This window comes from Mycolicibacterium aubagnense, from assembly GCF_010730955.1.
Classification (GTDB): Bacteria; Actinomycetota; Actinomycetes; order Mycobacteriales; family Mycobacteriaceae; genus Mycobacterium; species Mycobacterium aubagnense.
Window position 1 is genome coordinate 2693972 of record NZ_AP022577.1, and the last position, 21049, is coordinate 2715020.

Here is a 21049-nt window from a genome sequence, read left to right on the forward strand (position 1 = left end):
CGTCAGAGCATGACCAATCCGGTAGCGCTGCGCGCAGGCATTCCACCGTTCTATGTGATGGACGTGTGGCTGGCCGCGGCCGAACGCCAGCGCAGCCACGGCGACCTGGTGAACCTGTCGGCGGGACAACCCGCCGCCAAGGCGCCGGCACCCATCCGGGCTGCGGCGGCTGAGGCGCTGGCCAACGACAACCTCGGATACACCGTCGCCCTGGGCATTCCGGAGCTGCGAGAGGCGATCGCCAAGTCATACCTCGACCGGTACGGCGTCGAGGTCGAACCGGACGCGGTCGTGATCACCACCGGGTCGACCGGCGGCTTTCTGCTGGCGTTCCTGTCGTGCTTCGACGTCGGTGACCGGGTCGCGGTGGCCAGCCCGGGCTATCCCTGCTACCGAAACATCTTGTCGGCCCTGGGCTGCGAGGTCGTCGAGGTGCCGTGTGGCCCCGAAACCCGTTTCCACCCAACCATTTCCATGTTGGCGCAGCTGGACCCGCCGGTGAAGGGCCTGATCATCGCCAGCCCCAACAACCCGACCGGCACAGTGCTGCCCGCCGAGGATCTGGCTGCCATCGCCACCTGGTGCGACGACAACTCCGTGCAGTTGATCAGCGACGAGCTGTACCACGGCCTCATCTACGACGACGCGCCCGCAACCAGTTGCGCCTGGGAGACCTCGCGCAATGCCATCGTGGTCAACAGCTTTTCGAAGTACTTCGCCATGACCGGCTGGCGGCTGGGCTGGCTGCTGGTGCCCGAACCGCTGCGTCGCGCCGTGGATTGTCTGACCGGCAACTTCTCCATCTGCCCGCCGACGCTGCCGCAGTATGCGGCGGTCGCCGCGTTCACGCCGGAGGCCATCTCCGAAGCCGACTCGCTCGTGCACCACTATGCGGAGAACCGGGCGCTGCTGCTCGCCGGACTGGCCGAGGTGGGGCTGGACAAGCTGGCACCTGCCGATGGTGCGTTCTACGTGTACGCCGACATCTCCAACTACTCGACGGACTCGCTCGCGTTCTGCGAGAAACTCCTCGCCGATACGGGTCTGGCGATCGCGCCGGGCGTGGATTTCGACACCCGGCACGGCGGATCGTTCGTGCGCTTGTCGTTCGCCGGGCCGAAGTCCGATATCGAAGAAGCGCTGCGCCGGCTGGGTCCGTGGCTCGCCGCGGGCCGGCAGGGGTAGCTGTCGCGTTTGCCACACAACCGGCGAGAACGAACGGCCGACCGGTACCATCGGTCCGCAATGTCCGAGGAAACCGACAACCCAGAACCGGAAGTTACTGACGACTTACCGGTGAACCGCGAGGGTCTCGAACGGCACGGCATCAAGCTGTCCACGCCCATCGGTGAGATTGCCATTGCGATCTCGACGCCGCGCGGTGGTTTGGCGATCCCGAAGCGATTCGATCCGCTCGGCCTGGCCAACCGCGCCCTCGGTGTCGCGAAGTTCGGTTTCAAGCTGGCCGCCTGGGGTGGCGAGCAGATTGCGATCGCCACCAAGACCACCGTCGAAGCCATCGAGATGGCCCCCGAGCGCACGCCCGCTCCGGCACCGCAGAAACAGCCGGCCGCGCAGTCCCTGCACGGCAAGCTCGGCGGACTCCTCGACCGCGCGCTCGACCAGAGCACCGCCGACGGGCGCACCGAGCTCTATCACCGACTGCTCGATCAGCTGGTTGCCGACGAGGCCCGCATCATCGGTGCGCTGTCCGACAACGAGTCGTCACCGCTGGTGAACATCTACCCGCGAAACCGCAGTGCCGCGACCCTGGAGAACGCGTGCCTCATCGGCCGCACCGCCAACGTTGCGCTGCCGCAAATGGTGCCGCAATACGTCAGCCACCTGCTGGCCCTCGGGTTGGTCGAGACCGTCCCCGAAGACCCGGACCTGAAGGCCGACTACGAAATCCTCAGCGCGGAGTCGATGGTGTTGAAGGCCATCAAGGACGCGTCACGAGGCCCCTTTCCGGCACGCGTCGAGAAGCTTGCGCTGCAGCTGTCGGAACTGGGCCGCGGGCTGTGGGAAGCGGCGATGCAGGACGGCTCGTAGCGTCCGACCTGGTCGCTACGGCACGAAGGTTGCCGTTGCCGACGCGTGGGTGACACCACTGCCGGACACCACCGTGAGCTCGGCGCCGTCAGCGGTGGGGGTGCCCTCGACCCGTACCACGTCGCCCATGAACACCGGCCTCTGCAAGCGGAACGTAAGTGCCGCGACTGCTCGGTCAGCAGCCTTCGCACGCACCAGTTCTGCCATGTGCACTGCGAGCAGCGGGCCGTGGACCACGAGCGCGGGGAACCCCTCGACGGCGGTTGCGTACTCGGCGTCATAGTGGATGCGGTGTGCGTTTGCTGTGAGCGCACTGAACCGGAACAACAGCGGCGACGACAACCGCGGATTCGATACCCACGGAGTGCGGCTCTCCCCCAACGGATTTCGATTGACATCTCCGGACAGTGCGCCACCGGCAGCACTGCGGTAGAAGAGGTCCTGTTCCTCGACGATTCGCACCACCCCACGTTGGCGGTACTCGTGGCGGACAGTGACGAACAGCATCTCGCCGCTGCGACCGTTCTTCACGGCGACGTCAACGACCTCGGCCTGGCGGTGAACCGGCTCACCCACCGTCAGCGGCTCGGTGATGCCGAGACGTCCCCCCGCGAACATCCGGCGCCGGTGCGGAATCGGCGGAAGGAACGGCCCGTCAGCGGGGTGGCCGTCCTCCCCGAGGTCCGAGGACAGCGGCCAGGGCGACTGGCAGTACAGCCAGTGCCACAACGGTGGCACCGTCCCGGCCGGAGACACGGCAAGGTCCAAGGTGGCGGCGAGCGAGTGCAGCCGGGCCGGGTCGACATGGTCGTCCACCTCTTCCCGGCCGGGCTGCCAGTTCCCGATCCAGTCGTGCATCGTCGGCGTCATCGTTGTCAAACGTCTCACCTTCTCCATCGGTATCCAACACGGTGACTCGACAACCGTTGCGCCACAGCGGCTTGAGCGACAATCAGGCGAAGCGTATGAACAGCCCGATCAGAGCTGACGCGACAACGATGATCCATGCATCGAAGACGGCGACCAACCCGAACGGCGCATGGCGTAACTCCATGAAATAGCGGCCGACGAAGCGCACCTTGACGAACGCGATCAGCAGGATCACCACCCCGGCAAATTCTTGCCCCAGTCCGTGCCCGACGCCGACGAACCAGGACGTCAATGTCGCCGCAATCAGGCCGAACCACACCAACGTCGTCTTGCTGCGAAAGAGGTTGAAAGTCATCACTTCACCAAGTAGAGGAGCGGAAAGATGATGATCCAGAGCAGATCGACCATGTGCCAAAAACAGGCCGCTCCATCGAGATAGGAGTGCTGCCATTCGGTCAGCTCGGATCGCCGCGTCAGCGTCACCATGAACCACAGCAGTCCGATTCCGACGGCGACGTGGACCAGGTGCAGGCCCGTCATGACGTAGAAGTACGTGAAGAATTGATCAGTGGCGGGCCCGAAACCCTGAGATATCTTCTGCGCGTATTCAACACCCTTGTTCACCACAAACAACGCGCCGCACGCCATGGCGCCGATGATCAACCGTCCGGCCAGGGCATTCGCCCGCTGCCGCACGGCACGCACCGCCGTGACGACCAGTAGCGAACTAGTCAGCAGGATCAGCGTGTTGGCCACTCCGAACGTCGGGTTCAACCGGGCCTGCGAGCCGTCGAACAACACCGGGTCGGCACCTCGGTAATAGAGATACACGCCGAACAAAACGGCGAACACCGTCATATCGCCGAAGAGGAAGACCCAGGTTCCCTCTTCGCCGGGCAGTCTCCGCGCCTGCCGGTCGGCCCTTCCGACTACTGCCACCATGCCAAAGAATTTAACATAGAATAGATTTTTGTCTATGCTGCTCGCATGACCACGCTCAGCACTGAAGAGGCCTTCCTGATCCAGACGGTGCGGGAGTTCATCGACCGCGAGGTAAAGCCGAGCGTGCAGGAGGTCGAGCACGCCAATGAATACCCCGACAAATGGATCGAGCAGATGAAGGCGATCGGGATCTACGGCTTGGCCGTCCCCGAAGCCTATGGCGGCGCCCCGGTTTCGATGCCGTGTTATGCCCGCGTCACCCAGGAGTTGGCGCGGGGCTGGATGAGTCTGGCCGGGGCGATGGGCGGACACACCGTCGTCGCCAAGTTGCTGACCCTGTTCGGCACCGAGGAACAGAAACAGACCTATCTGCCGAAGATGGCGACCGGCGAGATCAGGGCCACCATGGCGCTCACCGAACCGGGCGGCGGATCGGACCTGCAGGCCATGACCACCGTCGCGAAGCGCGACGGCGATGAGCTGGTGATCACCGGCGCCAAGACCTGGATCTCGAACGCGCGGCGCTCACAGCTGATCGCCCTGTTGTGCAAGACCGATCCGGCGGCACAGCCCAAACACCAGGGCATCTCGATCGTGCTGGTCGAACACGGGCCGGGGCTGACGGTGTCGCGCGACCTGCCCAAGCTCGGCTACAAGGGCGTGGAATCCTGCGAACTGGCCTTCGACAACTACCGCACCAGCACCTCAGCGATCCTGGGCTGCGCACCGGGCAAAGGCTTCGGCCAGATGATGAAGGGCCTGGAGACCGGCCGTATCCAGGTGGCCGCCCGAGCCCTCGGCGTCGCCACCGCCGCATTGGAGGACGCGTTGGCGTACGCGCAGCAGCGCGAGAGTTTCGGCCAGCCCATCTGGAAGCACCAGTCGATCGGCAACTACCTGGCCGACATGGCAACCAAGCTGACGGCGGCCCGTCAACTCACCTGGTACGCCGCCGAGCGCTATGACAGCGGCGATCGCTGCGACATGGAGGCCGGGATGGCGAAATTGTTCGCCTCCGAAACCGCCATGGAAATCGCGCTCAACGCCGTCCGCATCCACGGTGGATATGGCTACTCCACCGAATACGACGTGGAACGGTATTTCCGGGATGCCCCACTCATGATCGTCGGCGAAGGCACCAACGAAATCCAGCGCAACGTCATCGCCGCCCAACTGGTGTCCCGCGGCGGCATGTGACAGCTCGCCCATATCATCGGACAATGGCCCGAAGCAGCGGCAACGCCCGAACCCCGGATGAGTCCGACAGCAAGTCACAGCGGACGCGCGCCCGCATCCTCGATGCCGCCGCACATGTCCTGAGCGCCAAGGGCTACGCCGGCACCCGACTGACGGACGTAGCGAAGTACGCCGAGCTGCAGGCTCCGGCCATCTACTACTACTTCCCCTCCCGTGAGGACCTCATCGAGGAGGTGATGTTTGCGGGTATCAGCGATATGCGCCGGTATCTGCAAGAGGAATTGGACAAGCTGCCCGACGGCACCGCGCCGATCGACCGGATCCTGGCCGCGGTCGAGGCGCACCTGCGACACGAACTCGAATTGTCCGACTACGCGACGGCATCCATCCGTAACTCTGGTCAGGTTCCCGAACATCTGCGCGCCCGCCAGGAGAAGGAAACGGCGGCATACAACCGAATCTGGTTGCGCCTTTTCACCAAAGCCGCCGACGAAGGGCAGATCAGGAGCGATCTCGACACCCGCGTCGCCATGAACCTCGTCCTCGGCGCGCTGAACTGGGCCGCGGAATGGTGGAACCCCAAGCGGACATCCATCGACACCGTGGTCACCAACGCCCAGAGCATCGTGCGCGCCGGCATCTGCCCACCGGCATCACCAGCATCACCGGTGAAGCCGCACCGCGAGCGCAGCCCCAAGGCGTAACCACCCATTCCGCAGGCTCAGCCTGACGGCTGTGCGCAGTTTTGATTCTATGTTAAATTAATTTCATGACTGAGGCTTACATTGTTGACGCTGTCCGCACCCCCGTCGGGCGTCGACGCGGTGGATTGTCCGGTGCGCATCCCGCCGACCTGGCGGCACACGTCATCAAGACTGTGGTGGGGCGCCAGGATATCGACCCCGCCGCGATCGATGACGTCATCCTGGGCTGCCTGGACAACATCGGCTCGCAGGCCGGCGATATCGCGCGCACCGCGGCACTCGCCGCGGGATTGCCCGAGTCGGTTCCCGGTGTCACGATCGACCGCCAGTGCGGATCAGCCCAGCAGGCAGTGCATTTCGCCGCGCAGGGCGTGATGAGCGGCACCGTCGACCTCGTCGTGGCCGGCGGGGTGCAGAAGATGAGCCAGTTCCCGATCCTGTCGGCCTTCGCCGCCGGCGAGCCGTACGGTTCGACGGATCCGTGGACCGGGTGCGAAGGATGGCACGCCCGGTACGGCGATCAGGAGATCTCGCAGTTCCGCGGGGCGGAGATGATCGCCGCCCAATGGAAGCTGTCCCGTGAAGACAACGAGCGGTTCGCGATGACCAGCCATGAGCGCGCGCTCGCCGCCATCGAGCAGGGCTACTTCGCCCGGGAGATCACCGAATACGCCGGAATCAGCACCGACGAAGGCCCCCGCGCGGACACGTCGCCCGAGAAGATGGCGGCGTTGCCCACCCTCGTCGACGGTGGCGTTCTCACCGCTGCAGTGGCCAGCCAAATCTCTGATGGCGCAGCGGCATTGCTCATCGCCTCCGCTGACGCCGTGGACCGGTTCAACCTGACCCCGCGCGCCCGTATCCACCACATGTCGGTGCGCGGCGCCGATCCGGTGATGATGCTCAGCGCGCCGATTCCGGCCACCCAGCACGCGTTGAAGCGGGCCGGAATGTCCATCGACGACATCGATGTCGTGGAGATCAACGAGGCCTTCGCGCCGGTCGTCCTGGCCTGGATCACCGAACTCGGTGCCGACCCGTCGAAGGTCAACCCCAACGGCGGCGCCATCGCACTGGGTCACCCCATCGGCTGCACCGGAGCCCGGCTGATGACCTCGATGCTGCACGAACTGGAACGCACCGGCGGACGCTACGGCCTGCAGACCATGTGTGAAGGCGGTGGCCAGGCCAACGTCACCATCATCGAACGGATCTGACCCGATGCGGCGCGACCTGTACTCCCCCGATCACGAGGCCTACCGCGAGACCGTCCGCGAGTTCCTCGCCCGGGAAGTCGTCCCCTATCAGCATGATTGGGACAGGGAACGGTGGATCGACCGTAGTGTTTTCTCCCGAGCCGCCAAGGCCGGTATCTACGCGCTGCAGGTCGGGGAACAGTACGGTGGCTCCGGCGAACCCGATTACCGCTATCGCATGGTGGTGTGCGAGGAGATCGCGCGGATCAACGCCTTGTCCTTCGGCCTGACCGTCAGCCTGCAGGACGACCTGGTGCTGCACTACCTGCTCGACCTCACCAACGACGAGCAGAAGCGGCGCTGGCTTCCCGGTTTCGCCACCGGTGAGATCATCGGCGCTCTGGCGATGACCGAGCCGGGTGCCGGCAGCGATCTGCGGGGCCTGCGCACCACCGCTCGACGCGACGGCGAGCAGTGGATTCTCAACGGGCAGAAGACATTCATCTCCAGTGGCATCATGGCCGATCTGGTGGTGGTGGCGGCGCGCACCGGGAGCAGCGGAGGTTCCGGCGATCTGAGTCTGTTCGTGGTGGAGCGCGACACCCCCGGATTCGACCGGGGCCGCAAGCTGGACAAGATCGGGCTGCCGGCCCAAGACACCTCCGAGCTGTATTTCCGCGATGCCCGGGTACCCGCGGCCAACTTACTCGGTGAAGAGGGCCGCGGTCTGCAGTACCTGATGAGTCATCTCCCCCGCGAGCGCCTCGGGGTGACCGCCAAAGCCATTGCCACCACCCGGGCCATCTTCGAGATGACGGTCGAATACTGCAAGGGGCGGCACGCCTTCGGCGCCCCGCTGTCGGACAAACAGCACGTCCGCTTCGAGCTCGCCGAGATGGCTACCGAGATCGACATCGCGCAGTCCTATGCCGATCGGTCGGTATTGGCCTACAACGCAGGCGAACTCACCGCGGTGGATGCGGCAAAGGGCAAGTGGTACGTCAGCGAACTGCAGAAGCGGGTCGTCGACCGCTGTCTACAACTTCATGGCGGCTACGGCTACATGACCGAGTATCCCGTTGCCCGGGCCTATCTCGATACCCGTATACAAACCATCTACGGTGGCACCACCGAGATCATGAAGGAGATCATCGGCCGCGACGTGGTCGCCTGATCGAGGACTTCCGGGAGAGGGCGATATGGGGACCGACCTTCAGCACATCGTGGCAACCCGCCGTTCGGCAGGGCTGCCGGCTGATGCTGCCGAAACGCTCGAGCACCTGCTGGCCATCCGGGTCAGCCACCGCGCCTTTACTCCAACTCCGGTGCCCCGCAGCACCATTGAGGTGATCTTGCGCACCGCTCAGCTCACTGCCTCGTGGTGTAACAGCCAGCCGTGGCAGGTGACGGTGACCAGTGGTGCGGGGACCGCGCGCCTGCGCGATGCGCTCGGTGCCGCGGTCGACAGCGGCCAGGTGGAGACACCTGACATCGCGTTCCCACGGGAATATCGTGGGGTCTACCGAGACCGCCGCCGCGAGAGCGGGTATCAGCTGTACACCGCGCTCGGCATCGAGCGCGGTGACCGTCAACGTCAACGGCAGCAGACGCAGCAGAACTTCGCGTTCTTCGGGGCGCCGCACGTCGCGATCATCCACACCGATGAAGCACTGGGACCGTACGGCGCCGTCGATTGCGGCGGGTACGTCAACAGCTTCCTACTCGCCGCGACGGCCCACGGCGTCGGTAGCGTCGCCCAGGCGGCGTTGGCCATGTACCCCAGCGTGTTACGCCGCGAGCTCGGGCTCGGCGACGACCGCAACATAGTCTGTGGGATCTCGTTCGGCTATCCCGACCTCGATCACCCGACCAACCGCTACCGGACCACCCGGGCACCGCTGGACCAGGTCGTCGAATGGGTCACCGCGTGATCACCGGTCGAAGAGCTCGGTGAGCAACGCACGCCGCTGAACCCAGTCCGCGTCACGGAGATCCACGTGCCCACGCTCGGTGACGATCACATCCACATCGTGCGCCGGGGTCGACGCCGGGCGGCTCAAGCGCTCCACGAGCGGAGAGCGGCCGCCGAATCGGCTCGTGACAGCGATGATCGACAACCCGTCAGGGCTCAATCGCCCCGCGGTGCAGTAATCGGGGTGCCCGCCGATGCCGCCGACGACACGATCGCCGATGCCTTCGACATTGACCTGGCCGTACGGATCGATCTCAACGGCGGTGTTGACCGACACGAACGGTCCGCCGGTCGCGAGCCGCGTCACGTCGTGGGTGTGTTCGATACCGTGCAGAATCTCGCGTCCGTCAGCCCACGCGAACAGTTCGGCGCCGCCGAACAGGTATGTGGCAGAGGGAACTCCGACGAGCAGGCCCCGGCGATCGAGATCCACCACGGCGTCGGTGAGCAATCCGGTATCGATTGCCAAAGGAATCTCCGCACGCTGCAGGATTGCCGTTCCCAGTTGTCCGGGCCCGTATTGCAATCGGGCCCCCGGCGGTACGAGCCGGAGCACGTTGTCGGCAAGTGCCTCATGCACCGGCTCCGGCGCGCGTCCCGGCATCGGCGTCGGCCCGTCACTGCACAGGCCGACCACATCGATGTCAGCACTCGCCACGCCGCCGTGTACTGCGCTCGCCGCGGGAGCCGAACCGTCCACGACCGCCCACACCGGGACGCCGGCGGCGATCAGCCCCTGCTGCCACGACACCTCGGTGGACAAGGACAGCTTTCCGCTGCGTGCGACCATTCGGGTGATCAACAGATCGGGCCGCAACGGACCAGCGACCAACGCGGGGATCGCCGACATGCTGGTGGGAATGGACCGGGTCACCGCTGATGCGGCGAGTGCCCGTGCTCCCCAGCCCGGCATCAGGGTGATCACCCGGGCGAAGCCGTCCGGACGCAGGTCCGCCAACGGCAGCGGCGACCAACCGAGGATCAGGTTCACACCACCTACTTCGGTTGCGGCGCAGCTGATCTCAGTCAGTACAGAGGTGCCGTCGCCGAGTGTCCAGAGGCCACCCACACCATCACCGAGGGCTATCGTCATGCCCGGGCGCAGCGTGTGCCGCAGCCGGGAGGCGAAGCCGACGGTCATGCGTCGTGCGCGTCGAGGTCGACGTTGCGCATCGTCACTCCCATCACGACGAGGAAGACCGCATAGGTCGTCAGCGCGAGCCAGAACACCAAGATGCCGTTCCAGGCGAGCGGTCCACGGTGAAAAAAGAACGCCAGCACATCGGGCACAAAGGACGCCGCAACCCAGAAATTCACGTAGCCGACCCATCGCGGAACCCGACTGAGCGGGTCACGCAGGATGGTCACGCCGATGACGATGTTCTGAATCATGAACGGCGCGATCGGGGTAAGGAACAACAGCCAGGCGATGTCATTGAGGGTCACGGTGACCTCGGGGTTTCGATCGGGACGGAAGGAGATCACCGCCATCAGCAGCATCGGAATCAGCAGCAGAACTCCGGTCGCCGCCCCGATGACGAGTTGTACGACGGCCAACAACGGCGTTCGGCCCTCGATGCGGGCCATCACCAGACCGATGAGCGCGATCAGCGGAAACACCAGAGCAACTCCCAGCGACGCGATCACCAGACCGGCGAGGACGCGGGTGTCGTGACTGTAGAAACCGACGACCTCTTCGGTTGTACTACTGGGCCCCAACGGAATCGGCAATACACCGGCGATCAGCCAACCGATGAGCGAGACCAGGACCGTCGCCGGGCCGGACCAGGCACAGATGTGCTGCAGTGTTCTGGACATGGGTCACCTTTCGTGTGGAGACGAGCATCAAGTCGTGGGCGGCGCTATTCGCTCGCTACGCGCTCAGCGCGAGACAGAAGTCTGCGGGCGTGTTCCAGAACCGGCCGGTCGACCATCTTGCCGTCGAGTAACCCGGCACCACCCGCACCGGCGGCCGCGACCACAGCGCGCGCATGCGCGACCTGAGCGTCGGACGGGCTGAACCCCTCGTTCACCACACTCACCTGGTTCGGGTGCACACACAGCTTGCCGCCGAAGCCCAGCCGGGCCGCGGCGACCGCGTCCTTCCGGACCGCAGCGGTGTCGCGGACATCAACCGTGACGCCGTCGATCGGTGCGGGCAGACCAGCTGCCGCGGATGCCAGGACCAACGCACTACGCGCGGTATTCAGCGCCACGTAATCGTCTGGCGGGGTCCCGATTTCGGCGCTCAGATCGATGCTCCCGAAAGCCACCCGCACCACACCGGGCACCCGACACACACCGGCGGCACCCAGCACTCCACGAGCCGTTTCGATCAAGGCGATGACGGGCACATCCAAGGCCAGCGAGCGCAGCGTTTCGGCATCCGCCTTCGGCAGCATCACCGGACAGCCATACTCGGCGACCATCGCCAGATCGTCTGTACACCAGCGAGTATCGAATCCGTTGACCCGCACGATGCCGGCCCCGCCGCCGGCCAGCCAATCGCGGACGTGCCTGCGCGCCAGGGCTTTGAGCGCGGGCGCAACCGCGTCCTCGAGATCGAGGATGATCTGGTCCGCACCGCAGCCCGCAGCCTTGGTGAACCGTTCCGGCCGGTCACCGGGAACGAACAGGAGACTGCGGGCCGCCGCGAGGTCGGGCGCCTTCAGTGCGACACCGCCGGCCGATACGCGGCAACGATCTTGTCCGCCACCAGTTTTGCGGTCTCGGCACAGGCGGTGGTGCCGCCGTTGGCGTACTCCTTGACTCCGTCGCCCACATTCCACAGCCCGGTGAACGGGGTGTCGTGCGACAGGTCGAACCCGGCGACCGCCCGCTGCGGCGGCCAGCCGTCGCGGGTGATCGCGACGTTCAGAATGCGCGCCCGGGTGTCGAAGCCTTCGATGGTGTCGCGCAGATCCTGTAGCAGGAACTCGGTTTCGGCGGCCTCATCGAAATCGCCCGTCGGATTCTCGGGCACCGAGGTGCCGACGTAGAGGTGCCAGCCCTCCGGGGCCATCTCCGGGCAGACGTCGGTGAAGTTGGCGATGTAGGCCAGCCGGCGTGATTTGGCGAAGCTCAGCATTCCGGGGGCCTCGATCAGCCGTTCCCGGCTGGCGAAGTTGACCGAGATCATCGACGTCGGACGGTCGGCCGCCTTGACCAGCTCCTGGTAGTCCGGCGGGACGTTCTCCTGTCCGACCAGAGCGACGGTGGCGGCAGGCCCGACGTCGCTGACGACGACCTGGGCGTCGATCCGCACGGGCTGACCGCCGCGCTGCACCTCGATCCCGGTCGCCCTGTCACCGTCGGTGAAGATCTTGGTCACCGGGGTCGACAACCAAATCTGACCACCGTCGCGCTCGGCGGCACCGGCCAGGGCCTGCCACAGCCCGATGGTGCCCTTGGGATGGAAGCCGAAGCGCTTGAACGCGCTCTTGCGGGTGAAGTAGGTGAGGAACACCCGGGCCGGCAGATCCTCGGAACCCACGGCGAACACCGAGGCACACATATTGCGGAAAATGCCGTGTACGCCTTCATTTTTGGTGTATTTGGACACCCACTCGGCGGTGGACAACTCGTCTTCGGGCAACCCGGAGTCGTTGCGGGCCGCGCCGATCCCCTTGACCAGCTTGGCGCCCTGACGGGTCAGCTTGCCGAGCAGGAACCCCCAGCCGCCGCCGGTGACGTCGACGTCCTTGCCGGCGATGCGGTACAGGATGGGCGGTTGCGGTTCCCGGATATCGAACGGTGCCCCCACCTCGTCGCAGGTCTGCTGGGTGATGCCGCCGACCTCGATGACGATGGCCCCGTTGTTGACCTTGAAACCCTCGATGTCGTCGGTGGAAGCGCGGCCGCCGACCTTGTCGAGGCGTTCGACCACCAACGTCCGGTAACCCTGGTGCGCGAGGCGGGCCGCGGTGAACAGGCCACCCGCCCCGGCGCCGATGACGATCACATCAAACTGATTGTCTGCCATGTATTTTCCTTCAGTAGGAGCGGGGCAGGCCCAGCGAGGTCTGCGCGATGAAGTTGAGAACCATCTCCCGGCTCACCGGCGCGGTGCGCATCAGCCGGGTGACGAACCACAGCTCCGAGAGCCCGTATTCGTGCGACAGCCCGTTGCCGCCGTGGGTTTGGATGGCCTGGTCGAGCGCCTTGAGCGCAGCCTCGGATGCGGCGAACTTCGCGATATTGGCTGCCTCGCCGGCGGATTCGCCGGCGTCGAACAGTTCGGCGCTGCGTACGGTGGCCAGCCGGCCCAGTTCGACGGCGATGTGGGATTCGGCCAGCGGATGCGCCACCCCCTGGTGCGCACCGATCGGGGTGGACCAGACGGTGCGCTCCTTGGCATAGTCGGCGGCTTTGCCGATGGCGTAGCGGCCGATGCCACTGCACAAGGCGCCGACCAGGATTCGTTCCGGGTTGAGTCCGTCGAACACCTGGCGCAGGCCGTTGCCCGCCGTCCCGATCAGGGCGTCCTCGCCCACCTCCACGTCGTCGAGGAAGACAGTGAACTGCTTGTCCGGCGACACGATCGCCGTATCGATCCGTTGGAGGGTGAGCCCGGGCGCATCGGTGGGGACCACGAACAACGACAGCCTGGGCTTGTCGGGCGTGGAGTGCTCGGCATCGCGGGTGACGACCAGGACGGCGTCGCATTGATCGATGGCCGAGATGTAGTACTTGGCGCCGGAGATTTTCCAGCCCGTCGCGGTGCGCTCCGCGGTGGTCTTGACGTTGTGGCTGTTGGACCCCGCGTCGGGCTCGGTGAGCCCGAAGGCCATCTTGCGGGTGCCGTCGGCGATGGCGGGCAGCCACTGCTGCTTCATCTCGTGCGAGCCATGGTGGGCCAGGATGCTGCCGCAGATGGCCGGGGAGATCACCCAGATCAACAACGGCATGCCGTGCGCGGCAAGCTCTTCGACCACGACGACGGCCTCAGACATGCCGCCACCACCGCCGCCGTACTCCTCGGGCAGGTGCAGGCCCAACAGGCCGGCGACACCGAGGTCCTTCCACAGCTCCTCGATGTCTCCGCCCGTACGTCCGCGTTCCAGGAAGTACTGCGAGCCATAACGTTCCGCGATGCCGGCCACGGTTTCCCGTATGGCGCGGTGCTCTGGACTGTCAGAGGTCAATCCGGGCATGTCTGTCTACCTTCCGGTGAATTCGGGTGTGCGCTTGTCGGCGAACGCGGCGATTGCCGCTGCGGCGTCCGCGCTGTCGCCGGTGAATCTGATACCGCGCGATTCGGCAGCGAATTGCGCGGGCAAGTCGTTGGCCCACGTCTCCCGTAGCAGCTGACGCATCCGGCCGAAGGCCGCCGTTGGTCCGTTTGCCAGCTCCCGGGCCAAAGCCGTTGCCCTGTCGCGCAGTTCGCTGCCCGGGACGACCTCGTTGATCAGTCCCCAGGTCAGCGCCTCGGCATCGGTGATCGGCTGGTTGCGCAGGTAGGCCTGCGCGGCCCGGCGCGGGCCGATCAGCCTTGGCAGGTGCCACGTGCCGCCACCGTCCCCGGACAGCCCGATGCCGGCGAAGGCAGTGACAAACCGCGTGCCTTCGGCCGCCAGCACCAGGTCAGCCGCGTACACGTAGCCCAGCCCGCCGCCGGCCACCACTCCGTGCGCCGCGGTGACGATCGGGACATTGACCCGGCTGAGGATCTCGAAGCCTTGGTGGAACGGATCGGTCATCTTCTGAAAGAGGTCGCCGAACGCCTCGGAGCGGCCCGCCAAGAAATAGCCGATGTCCCCACCGACCGTCAGTGCCGGACCGTTTCCGCAGATCAGCACCGCGCGGACGGTGTCGTCAGCCGCGATCCGCCGGGCGACTTCGAGGGTCTCCTGCCCCATCCGCAGGTCGATCGCGTTGCGAACCTCGGGTCGGTCGAGGCAGACGGTCGCCAGGCCGTCGGCGACGGTGTACTCGATGGTCTGCAACGGAACCGGCCCGTTGAGGGCGGCGTGCCAAGCCGCGGTGTCGGTGAGCTGGCGCAGACTGACGATCCGCCCGTCCGCCGCGAAACCGAGGACGTGGATGAATGCGGCATCGAGCGCCTTGCCGGTGCGCCGGGCCGTCCCGACGTAGCTGCCGCCGACCATCAGCCGCCCGTCTTCGAGTCCCTCGAAGTGCCTCGGCTCGGCGCGGACCCGGAAGTGCTCCCCGATGCGCCACCACAGATTGGTCTGCATGGCTTGCGGGCCGACGTGTTGACCGCCCATCCCCAGCGGCATGCCTTCGGCGGCGTGGCCGATGAAATCGGGGTGCAGCAACACGTTCAATGCGTCGCGATCACCGGTCGCCAACGCCGTGTACAGCTGCTGCGCGGCAGCTACCCGCGCGTCGCGCGAGGTCTCAACCGACATAACGGATGATCGATTCGATGACGGCGGCAGGCTTTTCGGCGCCGTCGATTTCGATGGTCGTGGTCATGATCGCTTGCGTACCGCCGCTCACGGCAGAGACGTCGCCGACGACGCCGCGTGCCCGGATCTTGGCGCCCACCGGGACCGGCGAGATGAAACGAACCTTGTTGAGCCCGTAGTTGATCGCCATCGCGATGCCGTCCACCAGGTACAGCTGGTGCATGAAATGCGGCAGCAACGACAAGGTGAGCAGCCCGTGGGCGATGGTGCCGCCGAACGGTCCGGTCGCGGCCCGGTCCGGATCGACGTGGATCCACTGGTGGTCCCCGGTGGCGTCGGCGAACAGATCAACCCGGTCTTGGGTGATCTCCAGCCAGTCGGTCGGTCCGAGCTCGCGGCCGGCCGCCGACGCAAATTCGTCAAGGCTGCCAAAAACTTCCATGCCGTCTCCCTGGTTGTGCGCGACTGTCATCTCGTGGACGTTATCGAATTTAATATTGATTCGATTTTTTTTCAACCATCGACCCATGTCGCATACGACACTGGCCGACTTTTTCTATCTCCTGTTAGATTGAAGGCAAGGAGGCGACGTGACATCGCAGGTATGGAACTCAGCACAGCGGTCAGGTGCGCCCGAGACGCTGGCGGCTGCCCCGACGTACACGGTCGCTCGGATTCCGCTACCGCTGCCACTGCCTGACCTGACAGTGGTCAACGCGTACGCGGTCGGTACCGACGCCGGCATCACGCTGATCGATCCCGGCTGGGCCACCGCCGAATCGGAAGCGGCGCTGATCGCCGGACTGCACGCCATGGGATGCGGCGTCAGGGACGTGCGCCAGATTCTGGTCACCCATGCCCATTGGGACCACTACACCCAGGCTCTGAAGTGGCGCGCCGCGTTGGACATCGAAGTCATGTTGGGAGCCGAAGAGCGGCACAGCATCTCAGCATTCGATGCGCAGGCCGGAGTCCACCCCAACCAGGTCCCCGTGCTGCGCCGAGCCGGAGCCCCTGCGCTGGCCGACGCCGTGGCCGCGCTGCGGTGGGAGCCGTACGAGCAGGGCATGCCGTTCGCCGCCCCGGATCGCTGGCTGCGGGACGGCGACGTGATCGACGCCGGTGGGGTGCCGATCACCGTACGCGCCACACCGGGTCACACCCGCGGGCACATGGTGTTCGAAATCTCCGATATGGCGTTCACGGGGGATCACCTCCTACCTCGCATCACGCCATCGGTCGCCTTCGAACGCGCCCCGGAGAAACTGCCACTGCGGTCGTTCCTCCGGTCACTCCAGCTGTTCCTGGAACTGCCCGACGCCCGGATGCTGCCCGCCCATGGCGAGACCGAGCACCACACCCGCCGCCGCGCCCAGGAGTTGCTCGACCATCACGACGAACGGTTGTCGATCATCGCCGAGCTGATCTCCTCAGGTGCGACAACGGCGTTCGAGGTCGCTACCCGGATGCGCTGGACCCGCCGGGAGCGCACCCTCACCGAGCTGGAGACCGTCCATCAGATGACCGCGGTACTGGAGGTGCGGGCGCACCTGGATCTGCTCGTCACCCAAGGGTTGCTGAGGGTCGACGAGTCCGCGGACGTCAGCACTTTCACGGTCAGCTGAGCGCCTGGACCAACCGGAACTTCTGCACTTTGCCCGTCGGCGTGGTCGGCAGCGCATCAGCGGCGTAGAACACCACGCGCTTGGGCACCTTGAATCGCGCCAGATTGGCGCGGCAGATATCCAGCACGTCGCCTTCGGTCAAGGCCGCGTCCGCAATGGGAACCACTACGACACAACCGATTTCACCCCATCTTTCGTCGGTGAGGCCGAACGCGAAGGCCTGGCTGATGGCGGGGTGGGCCGCCAGCAGATCCTCGATCTCCTTGGGCATCACCAGTTCACCGCCGCTCTTGTAGAGCTCCTTGCTGCGCCCCGTCACCTCCAGGTAGCCATCGGAGCGCACGAACCCCAGGTCACCGGAGAACAGCCGGCCATCGCGCAGGGCCGCGGCGGTCTCGGCGGGTCTGCACCAATAGCCGACCATGGTGGTCGGCCCGCTCGACACGAGTTCACCGTCCACGACCTCGTACCGGACCAACGCGTCGGTCCCCGGCACCGACGCTGAGCCCGCGAGTTTGGGCCGGCCCACCGTCTCGGAGGTCAGATACAGCGCGTCCTCGGGGAGCGTGAGGGTCATGGCGCCGCCGCATTCGGTCATCCCATAGCCGGTGACGATCTCACTGACCCCGAAGTCGCGTTCGAGCTTCTCCCACAACCAGATCGGCGCGGGCGCCGAACCGCACAGCACCGCCTCCAGGGAACTCAGGTCGTAGTCGCCGCGGGCCGGTGATTGCGCCATCGCGACCGCCATGGTCGGCACACAGAGGATATCGGTGGCCCGGTGCCGTTCGATGCCGGCGAGATAGCCGTCTGCCGAGAACGACGGTTGCGGGATGATGGCTCCGCCGACGAACATCACCGACAACACGCCTTCGACGTAGCCGAACATGTGATAACACGGCAGCGAGAACAGGATTCGGCGCCCACTCTGGTATCCCCGGGTCAGCGCCGAGGCGTAACCAGTGCGCAGCACGGCATCGTGGGTGACCAGCACCCCCTTGGGTGAGCCGGTGGTGCCCGACGTGTACAGCATGTCCCCCGGCGCGTCGGGTGCCACCGCAACGGGCTGCGTCGCCGCGGTGGTGGCGGCCAAGTCGGCCACGGTGTGCACGCCGCGGCGGGCCCGTCCGTCGGTGTCGAGCACCACGACGTGACGCAGGTCCGGAACGCTATCCAGCGGGCGGTGCGCAAAGCCGGCCGAATCCCATTGCGGAACAATCTCATCCAGCATGCTCTGGTAGTCCAGAGCGCCGAATCCCGACATCGTGATCAGGACCCGGCAACCGGAGTCGGCGAGCACGAAGCCGAGCTCGGCGGTCCGGTACAGGTAGTTGAACGGGACCGCGATGGCTCCGGTGCGAGCGATGGCGAACTTGACGGCGATGAACTCCGGGTAGTTGGCCATCAGCATGCCGACACGGTCACCCGGCTGCACCCCGAGTCCGATCAGGCCCGCGGCAATTCGGCGAGACTGTTCGCAGACCTCGGTATAGCTCAGCGTCAGCTCGTCGGTGATCACGAAAGGACTTGTCCCGTACTGTTCGGCACAGTCATCGAGCCAGTCGGCCAAAGTGCGAGGCCGCCACACCGGAAACCGATCGCGCAACGCTTGTCGGCAGGCCTCGATCTGCGCGGCGGTTCTCACAGCTCCCTGATCTCTCCGCGCCGGATGGCGTCGCGCAGCGCGAACTTGCGTACCTTGCCGGTTGGGGTCACCGGCAATTCGTCGGCCAGGAACCACCTGGACGGCACCTTGAACGGCGCCAGTGTCGACTGTGCCCGGGCGACAAGAACTGCCCTGATATGCGCCGGTTCTCCGTCGGCGCGGACGACGGCGGCGACGATCTCGCCCCATCGATCGTCGGGAAGGCCGAGCACCGCGACGTCGGTGACCGCCGGGTGGCCGGCCAACTGCCGCTCGACGTCTGCCGGGGAGATGTTCTCACCGCCGCGGATGATGATGTCCTTGAGCCGTCCCGTGACGGTGAGATAGCCGCGTTCGTCGATGGTGCCCACATCGCCGGTGTGCACGAATCCGTCAGCGTCGACGGTGGCCGCGGTGGCGGCCGGATCGTGAAGGTAGCCGACGAATTGCTGATACCCACGGGCGCAGATCTCCCCCAGCTCGCCGACCGCAATCACCGCGTGCGACACCGGGTCGACGATCTTGCACTCCACCTGCGGGAGCGGCCGGCCCACTGTCGCGAGCCGGTCCGCGCGCGAATCGCCGGGACGGGTCATCGACAGCACCGGCGCCAGTTCGGTCTGGCCGAACAGATTGAGCACAGTGGATCCGAAAACCTCTGCGGCGCCGTCGATCAACTCGGGTGCGACAAGCGCCGCACCACCCATGATGATCGGGATCCGTGGCGCGGAAGTGCCCTCCGCCCGCTGCAGCGCCAGCAGCGCGTCAAGGATCGCGGGCACATAGAACAGGACGTCGGGGCGCTCGGCGCGCAGCACCTCCAACGCGCCGGCCGGCGTGAATCGATCGATGAGCACGGCAGTGCCGCCCAGCCACAACGGTCCCAGCGTGGCGATGACGCACCCAGCGGTGTGGAACAGGGGTAATGGATTGACGCACACCGCACCCATCGGCGCATCGGCCGCTTCCAGGGTCAGTTTCGCGACGTTCACCAATGCGCGGTGGGTGAGCGCCACGCCCTTCGGGCGCCCGGTGGTCCCCGATGTGTACTGCAGCATGGCCACCGTGTCGGGACTGACCTCCGGCAGTGCCGTCAGATCAGTGCCCGCGGCTTGCCATCGACCATCCGACAACGAAATACGCGTGAGGCCGGCGATGCGGTCGCCGACCCGTGCGGCCACCTCTGCCATCGGATAATCCCGGCTGACGTCTGCGTGCAGCAGCACCGTGGCGCCCGAATGGGTGAGGGCGTACTCCAGTTCGTCGTCACGCAACACGGGGTTGAGCGCGACCAGCACCAGGCCCGCCAACGCAGCCGCATATTGAATGACGGTCCACTCCAGCACATTCGGCGCCCACACCGCGATGGACCCACCCGGTTCGGCGAGCCGAGACAGCGCCGATGCCGCGCGGGCGGCCTCGGCGTGCAGCTGCCCATACGTCAGCCGCACCCGCTCCCCGGTACCGTGCCGCGTCCCCACCAGCGCCACCCGGTCGGGATGCTCGGCACACCGGCGCGCCAGCAGCATCCCGACGGGCATTTCGACCAGCTCGGCACTCGTGTCCGCCGGCCGGTAGGACTGCTGGAGTCGGTGCCCGACGGTCATGGCCTAGACCGGGTTGCTGCCGAGCTTGGCGTTGGCCATGTCGCGGATCTCGTTCCACCGCCCGGCGATTTCGGGCAGCGTCGGGCGCGCGGTGAACCTGACGCCGTCGTTCTGGAACTGCGCGACCCGCTGCACCAGGCCGCCGCCGACAACGAAAACCGATGAGGTGTCGTGGTTTTCCTCGGACACCAGGTAGCCGACCGCGGGTGCGACCAATTCGGGGTCGAGCTTGTCCAGAACGTCCTGGGGGGCGATGTCGGCGGTCATCCGGGTGGCGGCCAACGGCGCGATGGCGTTGGCGGTGATGTTGTGCTTGGCACCCTCGATGGCCAGGGTGTTGATCAATCCGACCAGGCCGGCCTTGGCAGCGCCGTAGTTGGCCTGCCCGAAGTTGCCGTACAGCCCGCTGGTGGAGGTGGCCACCACGATCCTGCCGAACTGCTGCTCCCGCAGGTGCGGCCAGGCGGCCCGGATCACGTGGTAACCGCCGTACAGGTGCACCCGCAGCACCGAATCCCAGTTGTCGTCGGACATCTTGTGGAAGGCACCATCGCGCAGAATCCCGGCGTTGCTGACGATTCCGTGCACTGCCCCGAATTCGTCGAGGGCGGTGGCGACGATCTCCGCGGCACCTTCGGCGGTGGCCACCGAGGAGTAGTTGGCCACGGCGCGGCCGCCCGCGGAGCGGATCTCGTCGACGACGGCGTCGGCCATGCTGGTTCCCGAACCCGATCCGTCACGGGCACCACCGAGATCGTTGACCACGACGAGCGCGCCGTTGGCGGCGAGGAAGCGGGCGTACGAACGTCCCAACCCGCCGCCGGCTCCCGTGACGATGACGACCTTGTCTGCTACACCTGGCATGTAT

21 protein-coding genes are annotated in these 21049 nt (G+C 66.1%); 8 read left to right on the plus strand and 13 right to left on the minus strand.

Annotation, left to right across the window (positions count from 1 at the left end; translation table 11 throughout):
• The first annotated feature begins 9 nt into the window (after positions 1 to 9).
• Both G6N59_RS13330 and G6N59_RS13335 read left to right on the plus strand, forming a co-directional pair.
• Entirely contained in the window at positions 10 to 1185 is a 1176-nt protein-coding gene (locus tag G6N59_RS13330) for a pyridoxal phosphate-dependent aminotransferase (protein WP_138232742.1), read from the plus strand.
• A gap of 60 nt (positions 1186 to 1245) precedes the next feature.
• A complete protein-coding gene (locus tag G6N59_RS13335; RefSeq protein ID WP_179970311.1) occupies positions 1246 to 2052 on the plus strand; it encodes an Abi-alpha family protein in 807 nt (268 codons plus the stop codon).
• A gap of 15 nt (positions 2053 to 2067) precedes the next feature.
• Here G6N59_RS13335 and G6N59_RS13340 read toward each other — a convergent pair whose 3' ends face one another.
• From G6N59_RS13340 to G6N59_RS13350, 3 genes are all read right to left on the minus strand, one after another.
• Complete coding sequence (locus G6N59_RS13340) at positions 2068 to 2922, minus strand: HTD2 family dehydratase (RefSeq protein WP_234884428.1); 855 nt, start codon at positions 2920 to 2922, stop codon at positions 2068 to 2070.
• 82 nt (positions 2923 to 3004) lie between these two features.
• Entirely contained in the window at positions 3005 to 3277 is a 273-nt protein-coding gene (locus tag G6N59_RS13345; protein ID WP_138232743.1) for a cytochrome C oxidase subunit IV family protein, read from the minus strand.
• Positions 3277 to 3864: a cytochrome c oxidase subunit 3 gene (locus tag G6N59_RS13350; RefSeq protein ID WP_138232744.1), complete on the minus strand. Its 588-nt coding sequence runs from the start codon at positions 3862 to 3864 to the stop codon at positions 3277 to 3279. The genes G6N59_RS13345 and G6N59_RS13350 overlap by 1 nt, the downstream gene beginning before the upstream one ends.
• A 45-nt stretch (positions 3865 to 3909) precedes the next feature.
• Between G6N59_RS13350 and G6N59_RS13355 the strand changes: the two genes are divergently transcribed.
• From G6N59_RS13355 to G6N59_RS13375, 5 genes are all read left to right on the plus strand, one after another.
• Positions 3910 to 5061 carry an acyl-CoA dehydrogenase family protein gene (locus G6N59_RS13355; protein ID WP_138232745.1) on the plus strand — a complete coding sequence of 384 codons (1152 nt, stop codon included), beginning with the start codon at positions 3910 to 3912 and terminating at the stop codon, positions 5059 to 5061.
• A gap of 23 nt (positions 5062 to 5084) precedes the next feature.
• Positions 5085 to 5765, plus strand: coding sequence for a TetR/AcrR family transcriptional regulator (locus G6N59_RS13360; protein WP_138232746.1), 681 nt, complete (start codon positions 5085 to 5087; stop codon positions 5763 to 5765).
• Between the two features lie 65 nt (positions 5766 to 5830).
• The gene (locus G6N59_RS13365) at positions 5831 to 6982 is read left to right on the plus strand and encodes an acetyl-CoA C-acetyltransferase (RefSeq protein WP_138232747.1); all 1152 of its coding nucleotides are present in this window, start codon (positions 5831 to 5833) and stop codon (positions 6980 to 6982) included.
• A 4-nt stretch (positions 6983 to 6986) separates the two neighbouring features.
• Complete coding sequence (locus G6N59_RS13370; protein WP_138232748.1) at positions 6987 to 8135, plus strand: acyl-CoA dehydrogenase family protein; 1149 nt, start codon at positions 6987 to 6989, stop codon at positions 8133 to 8135.
• Between the two features lie 25 nt (positions 8136 to 8160).
• A complete protein-coding gene (locus tag G6N59_RS13375; RefSeq protein ID WP_138232749.1) occupies positions 8161 to 8892 on the plus strand; it encodes a nitroreductase in 732 nt (243 codons plus the stop codon).
• Here the strand turns inward: G6N59_RS13375 and G6N59_RS13380 are convergent, their stop codons facing one another.
• The 7 genes from G6N59_RS13380 to G6N59_RS13410 are packed head-to-tail and all read right to left on the minus strand — an operon-like array spanning position 8893 to position 15746.
• On the minus strand, positions 8893 to 10074 hold the full coding sequence (locus tag G6N59_RS13380) for an acetyl-CoA hydrolase/transferase C-terminal domain-containing protein (RefSeq protein ID WP_138232750.1): 1182 nt from the start codon (positions 10072 to 10074) through the stop codon (positions 8893 to 8895).
• Entirely contained in the window at positions 10071 to 10751 is a 681-nt protein-coding gene (locus G6N59_RS13385; protein ID WP_138232751.1) for a hypothetical protein, read from the minus strand. The genes G6N59_RS13380 and G6N59_RS13385 overlap by 4 nt, the downstream gene beginning before the upstream one ends.
• Before the next feature lie 44 nt (positions 10752 to 10795).
• Positions 10796 to 11671, minus strand: a complete 876-nt coding sequence (locus G6N59_RS13390; RefSeq protein ID WP_456153852.1) for an HpcH/HpaI aldolase/citrate lyase family protein — start codon at positions 11669 to 11671, stop codon at positions 10796 to 10798.
• Positions 11602 to 12915 carry a phytoene desaturase family protein gene (locus G6N59_RS13395; protein ID WP_138232752.1) on the minus strand — a complete coding sequence of 438 codons (1314 nt, stop codon included), beginning with the start codon at positions 12913 to 12915 and terminating at the stop codon, positions 11602 to 11604. Before G6N59_RS13395 ends, G6N59_RS13390 begins: the two co-directional genes overlap by 70 nt.
• 10 nt (positions 12916 to 12925) lie before the next feature.
• Complete coding sequence (locus G6N59_RS13400; protein ID WP_138232753.1) at positions 12926 to 14086, minus strand: acyl-CoA dehydrogenase family protein; 1161 nt, start codon at positions 14084 to 14086, stop codon at positions 12926 to 12928.
• A gap of 6 nt (positions 14087 to 14092) precedes the next feature.
• On the minus strand, positions 14093 to 15304 hold the full coding sequence (locus G6N59_RS13405; RefSeq protein WP_138232754.1) for an enoyl-CoA hydratase-related protein: 1212 nt from the start codon (positions 15302 to 15304) through the stop codon (positions 14093 to 14095).
• On the minus strand, positions 15294 to 15746 hold the full coding sequence (locus G6N59_RS13410) for a MaoC family dehydratase (RefSeq protein ID WP_138232863.1): 453 nt from the start codon (positions 15744 to 15746) through the stop codon (positions 15294 to 15296). The genes G6N59_RS13405 and G6N59_RS13410 overlap by 11 nt, the downstream gene beginning before the upstream one ends.
• Before the next feature lie 148 nt (positions 15747 to 15894).
• Between G6N59_RS13410 and G6N59_RS13415 the strand changes: the two genes are divergently transcribed.
• Entirely contained in the window at positions 15895 to 16929 is a 1035-nt protein-coding gene (locus G6N59_RS13415; protein ID WP_234884422.1) for an MBL fold metallo-hydrolase, read from the plus strand.
• On the opposite strand, the gene G6N59_RS13420 is transcribed toward G6N59_RS13415, so the two are convergent.
• Genes G6N59_RS13420 through G6N59_RS13430 form a run of 3 tightly spaced genes read right to left on the minus strand, consistent with a single transcriptional unit; the run spans position 16922 to position 21045 of the window.
• Positions 16922 to 18574, minus strand: coding sequence for a class I adenylate-forming enzyme family protein (locus tag G6N59_RS13420; protein ID WP_138232755.1), 1653 nt, complete (start codon positions 18572 to 18574; stop codon positions 16922 to 16924). The two genes, G6N59_RS13415 and G6N59_RS13420, sit on opposite strands and share 8 nt — an antisense overlap.
• Positions 18571 to 20181: a class I adenylate-forming enzyme family protein gene (locus tag G6N59_RS13425; RefSeq protein ID WP_138232756.1), complete on the minus strand. Its 1611-nt coding sequence runs from the start codon at positions 20179 to 20181 to the stop codon at positions 18571 to 18573. Before G6N59_RS13425 ends, G6N59_RS13420 begins: the two co-directional genes overlap by 4 nt.
• Before the next feature lie 3 nt (positions 20182 to 20184).
• Positions 20185 to 21045, minus strand: a complete 861-nt coding sequence (locus tag G6N59_RS13430; RefSeq protein WP_138232757.1) for an SDR family oxidoreductase — start codon at positions 21043 to 21045, stop codon at positions 20185 to 20187.
• Positions 21046 to 21049: the final 4 nt, after the last annotated feature.

Bases quoted from the DNA above. Each gene is read 5' to 3' on its own strand.
- G6N59_RS13410 (WP_138232863.1), bottom strand. From the start codon at position 15,746: ATGGAAGTTTTTGGCAGCCTTGACGAATTTGCGTCGGCGGCCGGCCGC.
- G6N59_RS13345 (WP_138232743.1), bottom strand. From the start codon at position 3,277: ATGACTTTCAACCTCTTTCGCAGCAAGACGACGTTGGTGTGGTTCGGC.
- G6N59_RS13330 (WP_138232742.1), top strand. From the start codon at position 10: ATGACCAATCCGGTAGCGCTGCGCGCAGGCATTCCACCGTTCTATGTG.
- G6N59_RS13395 (WP_138232752.1), bottom strand. From the start codon at position 12,915: ATGGCAGACAATCAGTTTGATGTGATCGTCATCGGCGCCGGGGCGGGT.
- G6N59_RS13355 (WP_138232745.1), top strand. From the start codon at position 3,910: ATGACCACGCTCAGCACTGAAGAGGCCTTCCTGATCCAGACGGTGCGG.
- G6N59_RS13365 (WP_138232747.1), top strand. From the start codon at position 5,831: ATGACTGAGGCTTACATTGTTGACGCTGTCCGCACCCCCGTCGGGCGT.
- G6N59_RS13350 (WP_138232744.1), bottom strand. From the start codon at position 3,864: ATGGTGGCAGTAGTCGGAAGGGCCGACCGGCAGGCGCGGAGACTGCCC.
- G6N59_RS13425 (WP_138232756.1), bottom strand. From the start codon at position 20,181: ATGACCGTCGGGCACCGACTCCAGCAGTCCTACCGGCCGGCGGACACG.
- G6N59_RS13335 (WP_179970311.1), top strand. From the start codon at position 1,246: ATGTCCGAGGAAACCGACAACCCAGAACCGGAAGTTACTGACGACTTA.
- G6N59_RS13380 (WP_138232750.1), bottom strand. From the start codon at position 10,074: ATGACCGTCGGCTTCGCCTCCCGGCTGCGGCACACGCTGCGCCCGGGC.
- G6N59_RS13340 (WP_234884428.1), bottom strand. From the start codon at position 2,922: ATGACGCCGACGATGCACGACTGGATCGGGAACTGGCAGCCCGGCCGG.
- G6N59_RS13400 (WP_138232753.1), bottom strand. From the start codon at position 14,086: ATGCCCGGATTGACCTCTGACAGTCCAGAGCACCGCGCCATACGGGAA.
- G6N59_RS13370 (WP_138232748.1), top strand. From the start codon at position 6,987: ATGCGGCGCGACCTGTACTCCCCCGATCACGAGGCCTACCGCGAGACC.
- G6N59_RS13430 (WP_138232757.1), bottom strand. From the start codon at position 21,045: ATGCCAGGTGTAGCAGACAAGGTCGTCATCGTCACGGGAGCCGGCGGC.
- G6N59_RS13385 (WP_138232751.1), bottom strand. From the start codon at position 10,751: ATGTCCAGAACACTGCAGCACATCTGTGCCTGGTCCGGCCCGGCGACG.
- G6N59_RS13360 (WP_138232746.1), top strand. From the start codon at position 5,085: ATGGCCCGAAGCAGCGGCAACGCCCGAACCCCGGATGAGTCCGACAGC.
- G6N59_RS13375 (WP_138232749.1), top strand. From the start codon at position 8,161: ATGGGGACCGACCTTCAGCACATCGTGGCAACCCGCCGTTCGGCAGGG.
- G6N59_RS13405 (WP_138232754.1), bottom strand. From the start codon at position 15,304: ATGTCGGTTGAGACCTCGCGCGACGCGCGGGTAGCTGCCGCGCAGCAG.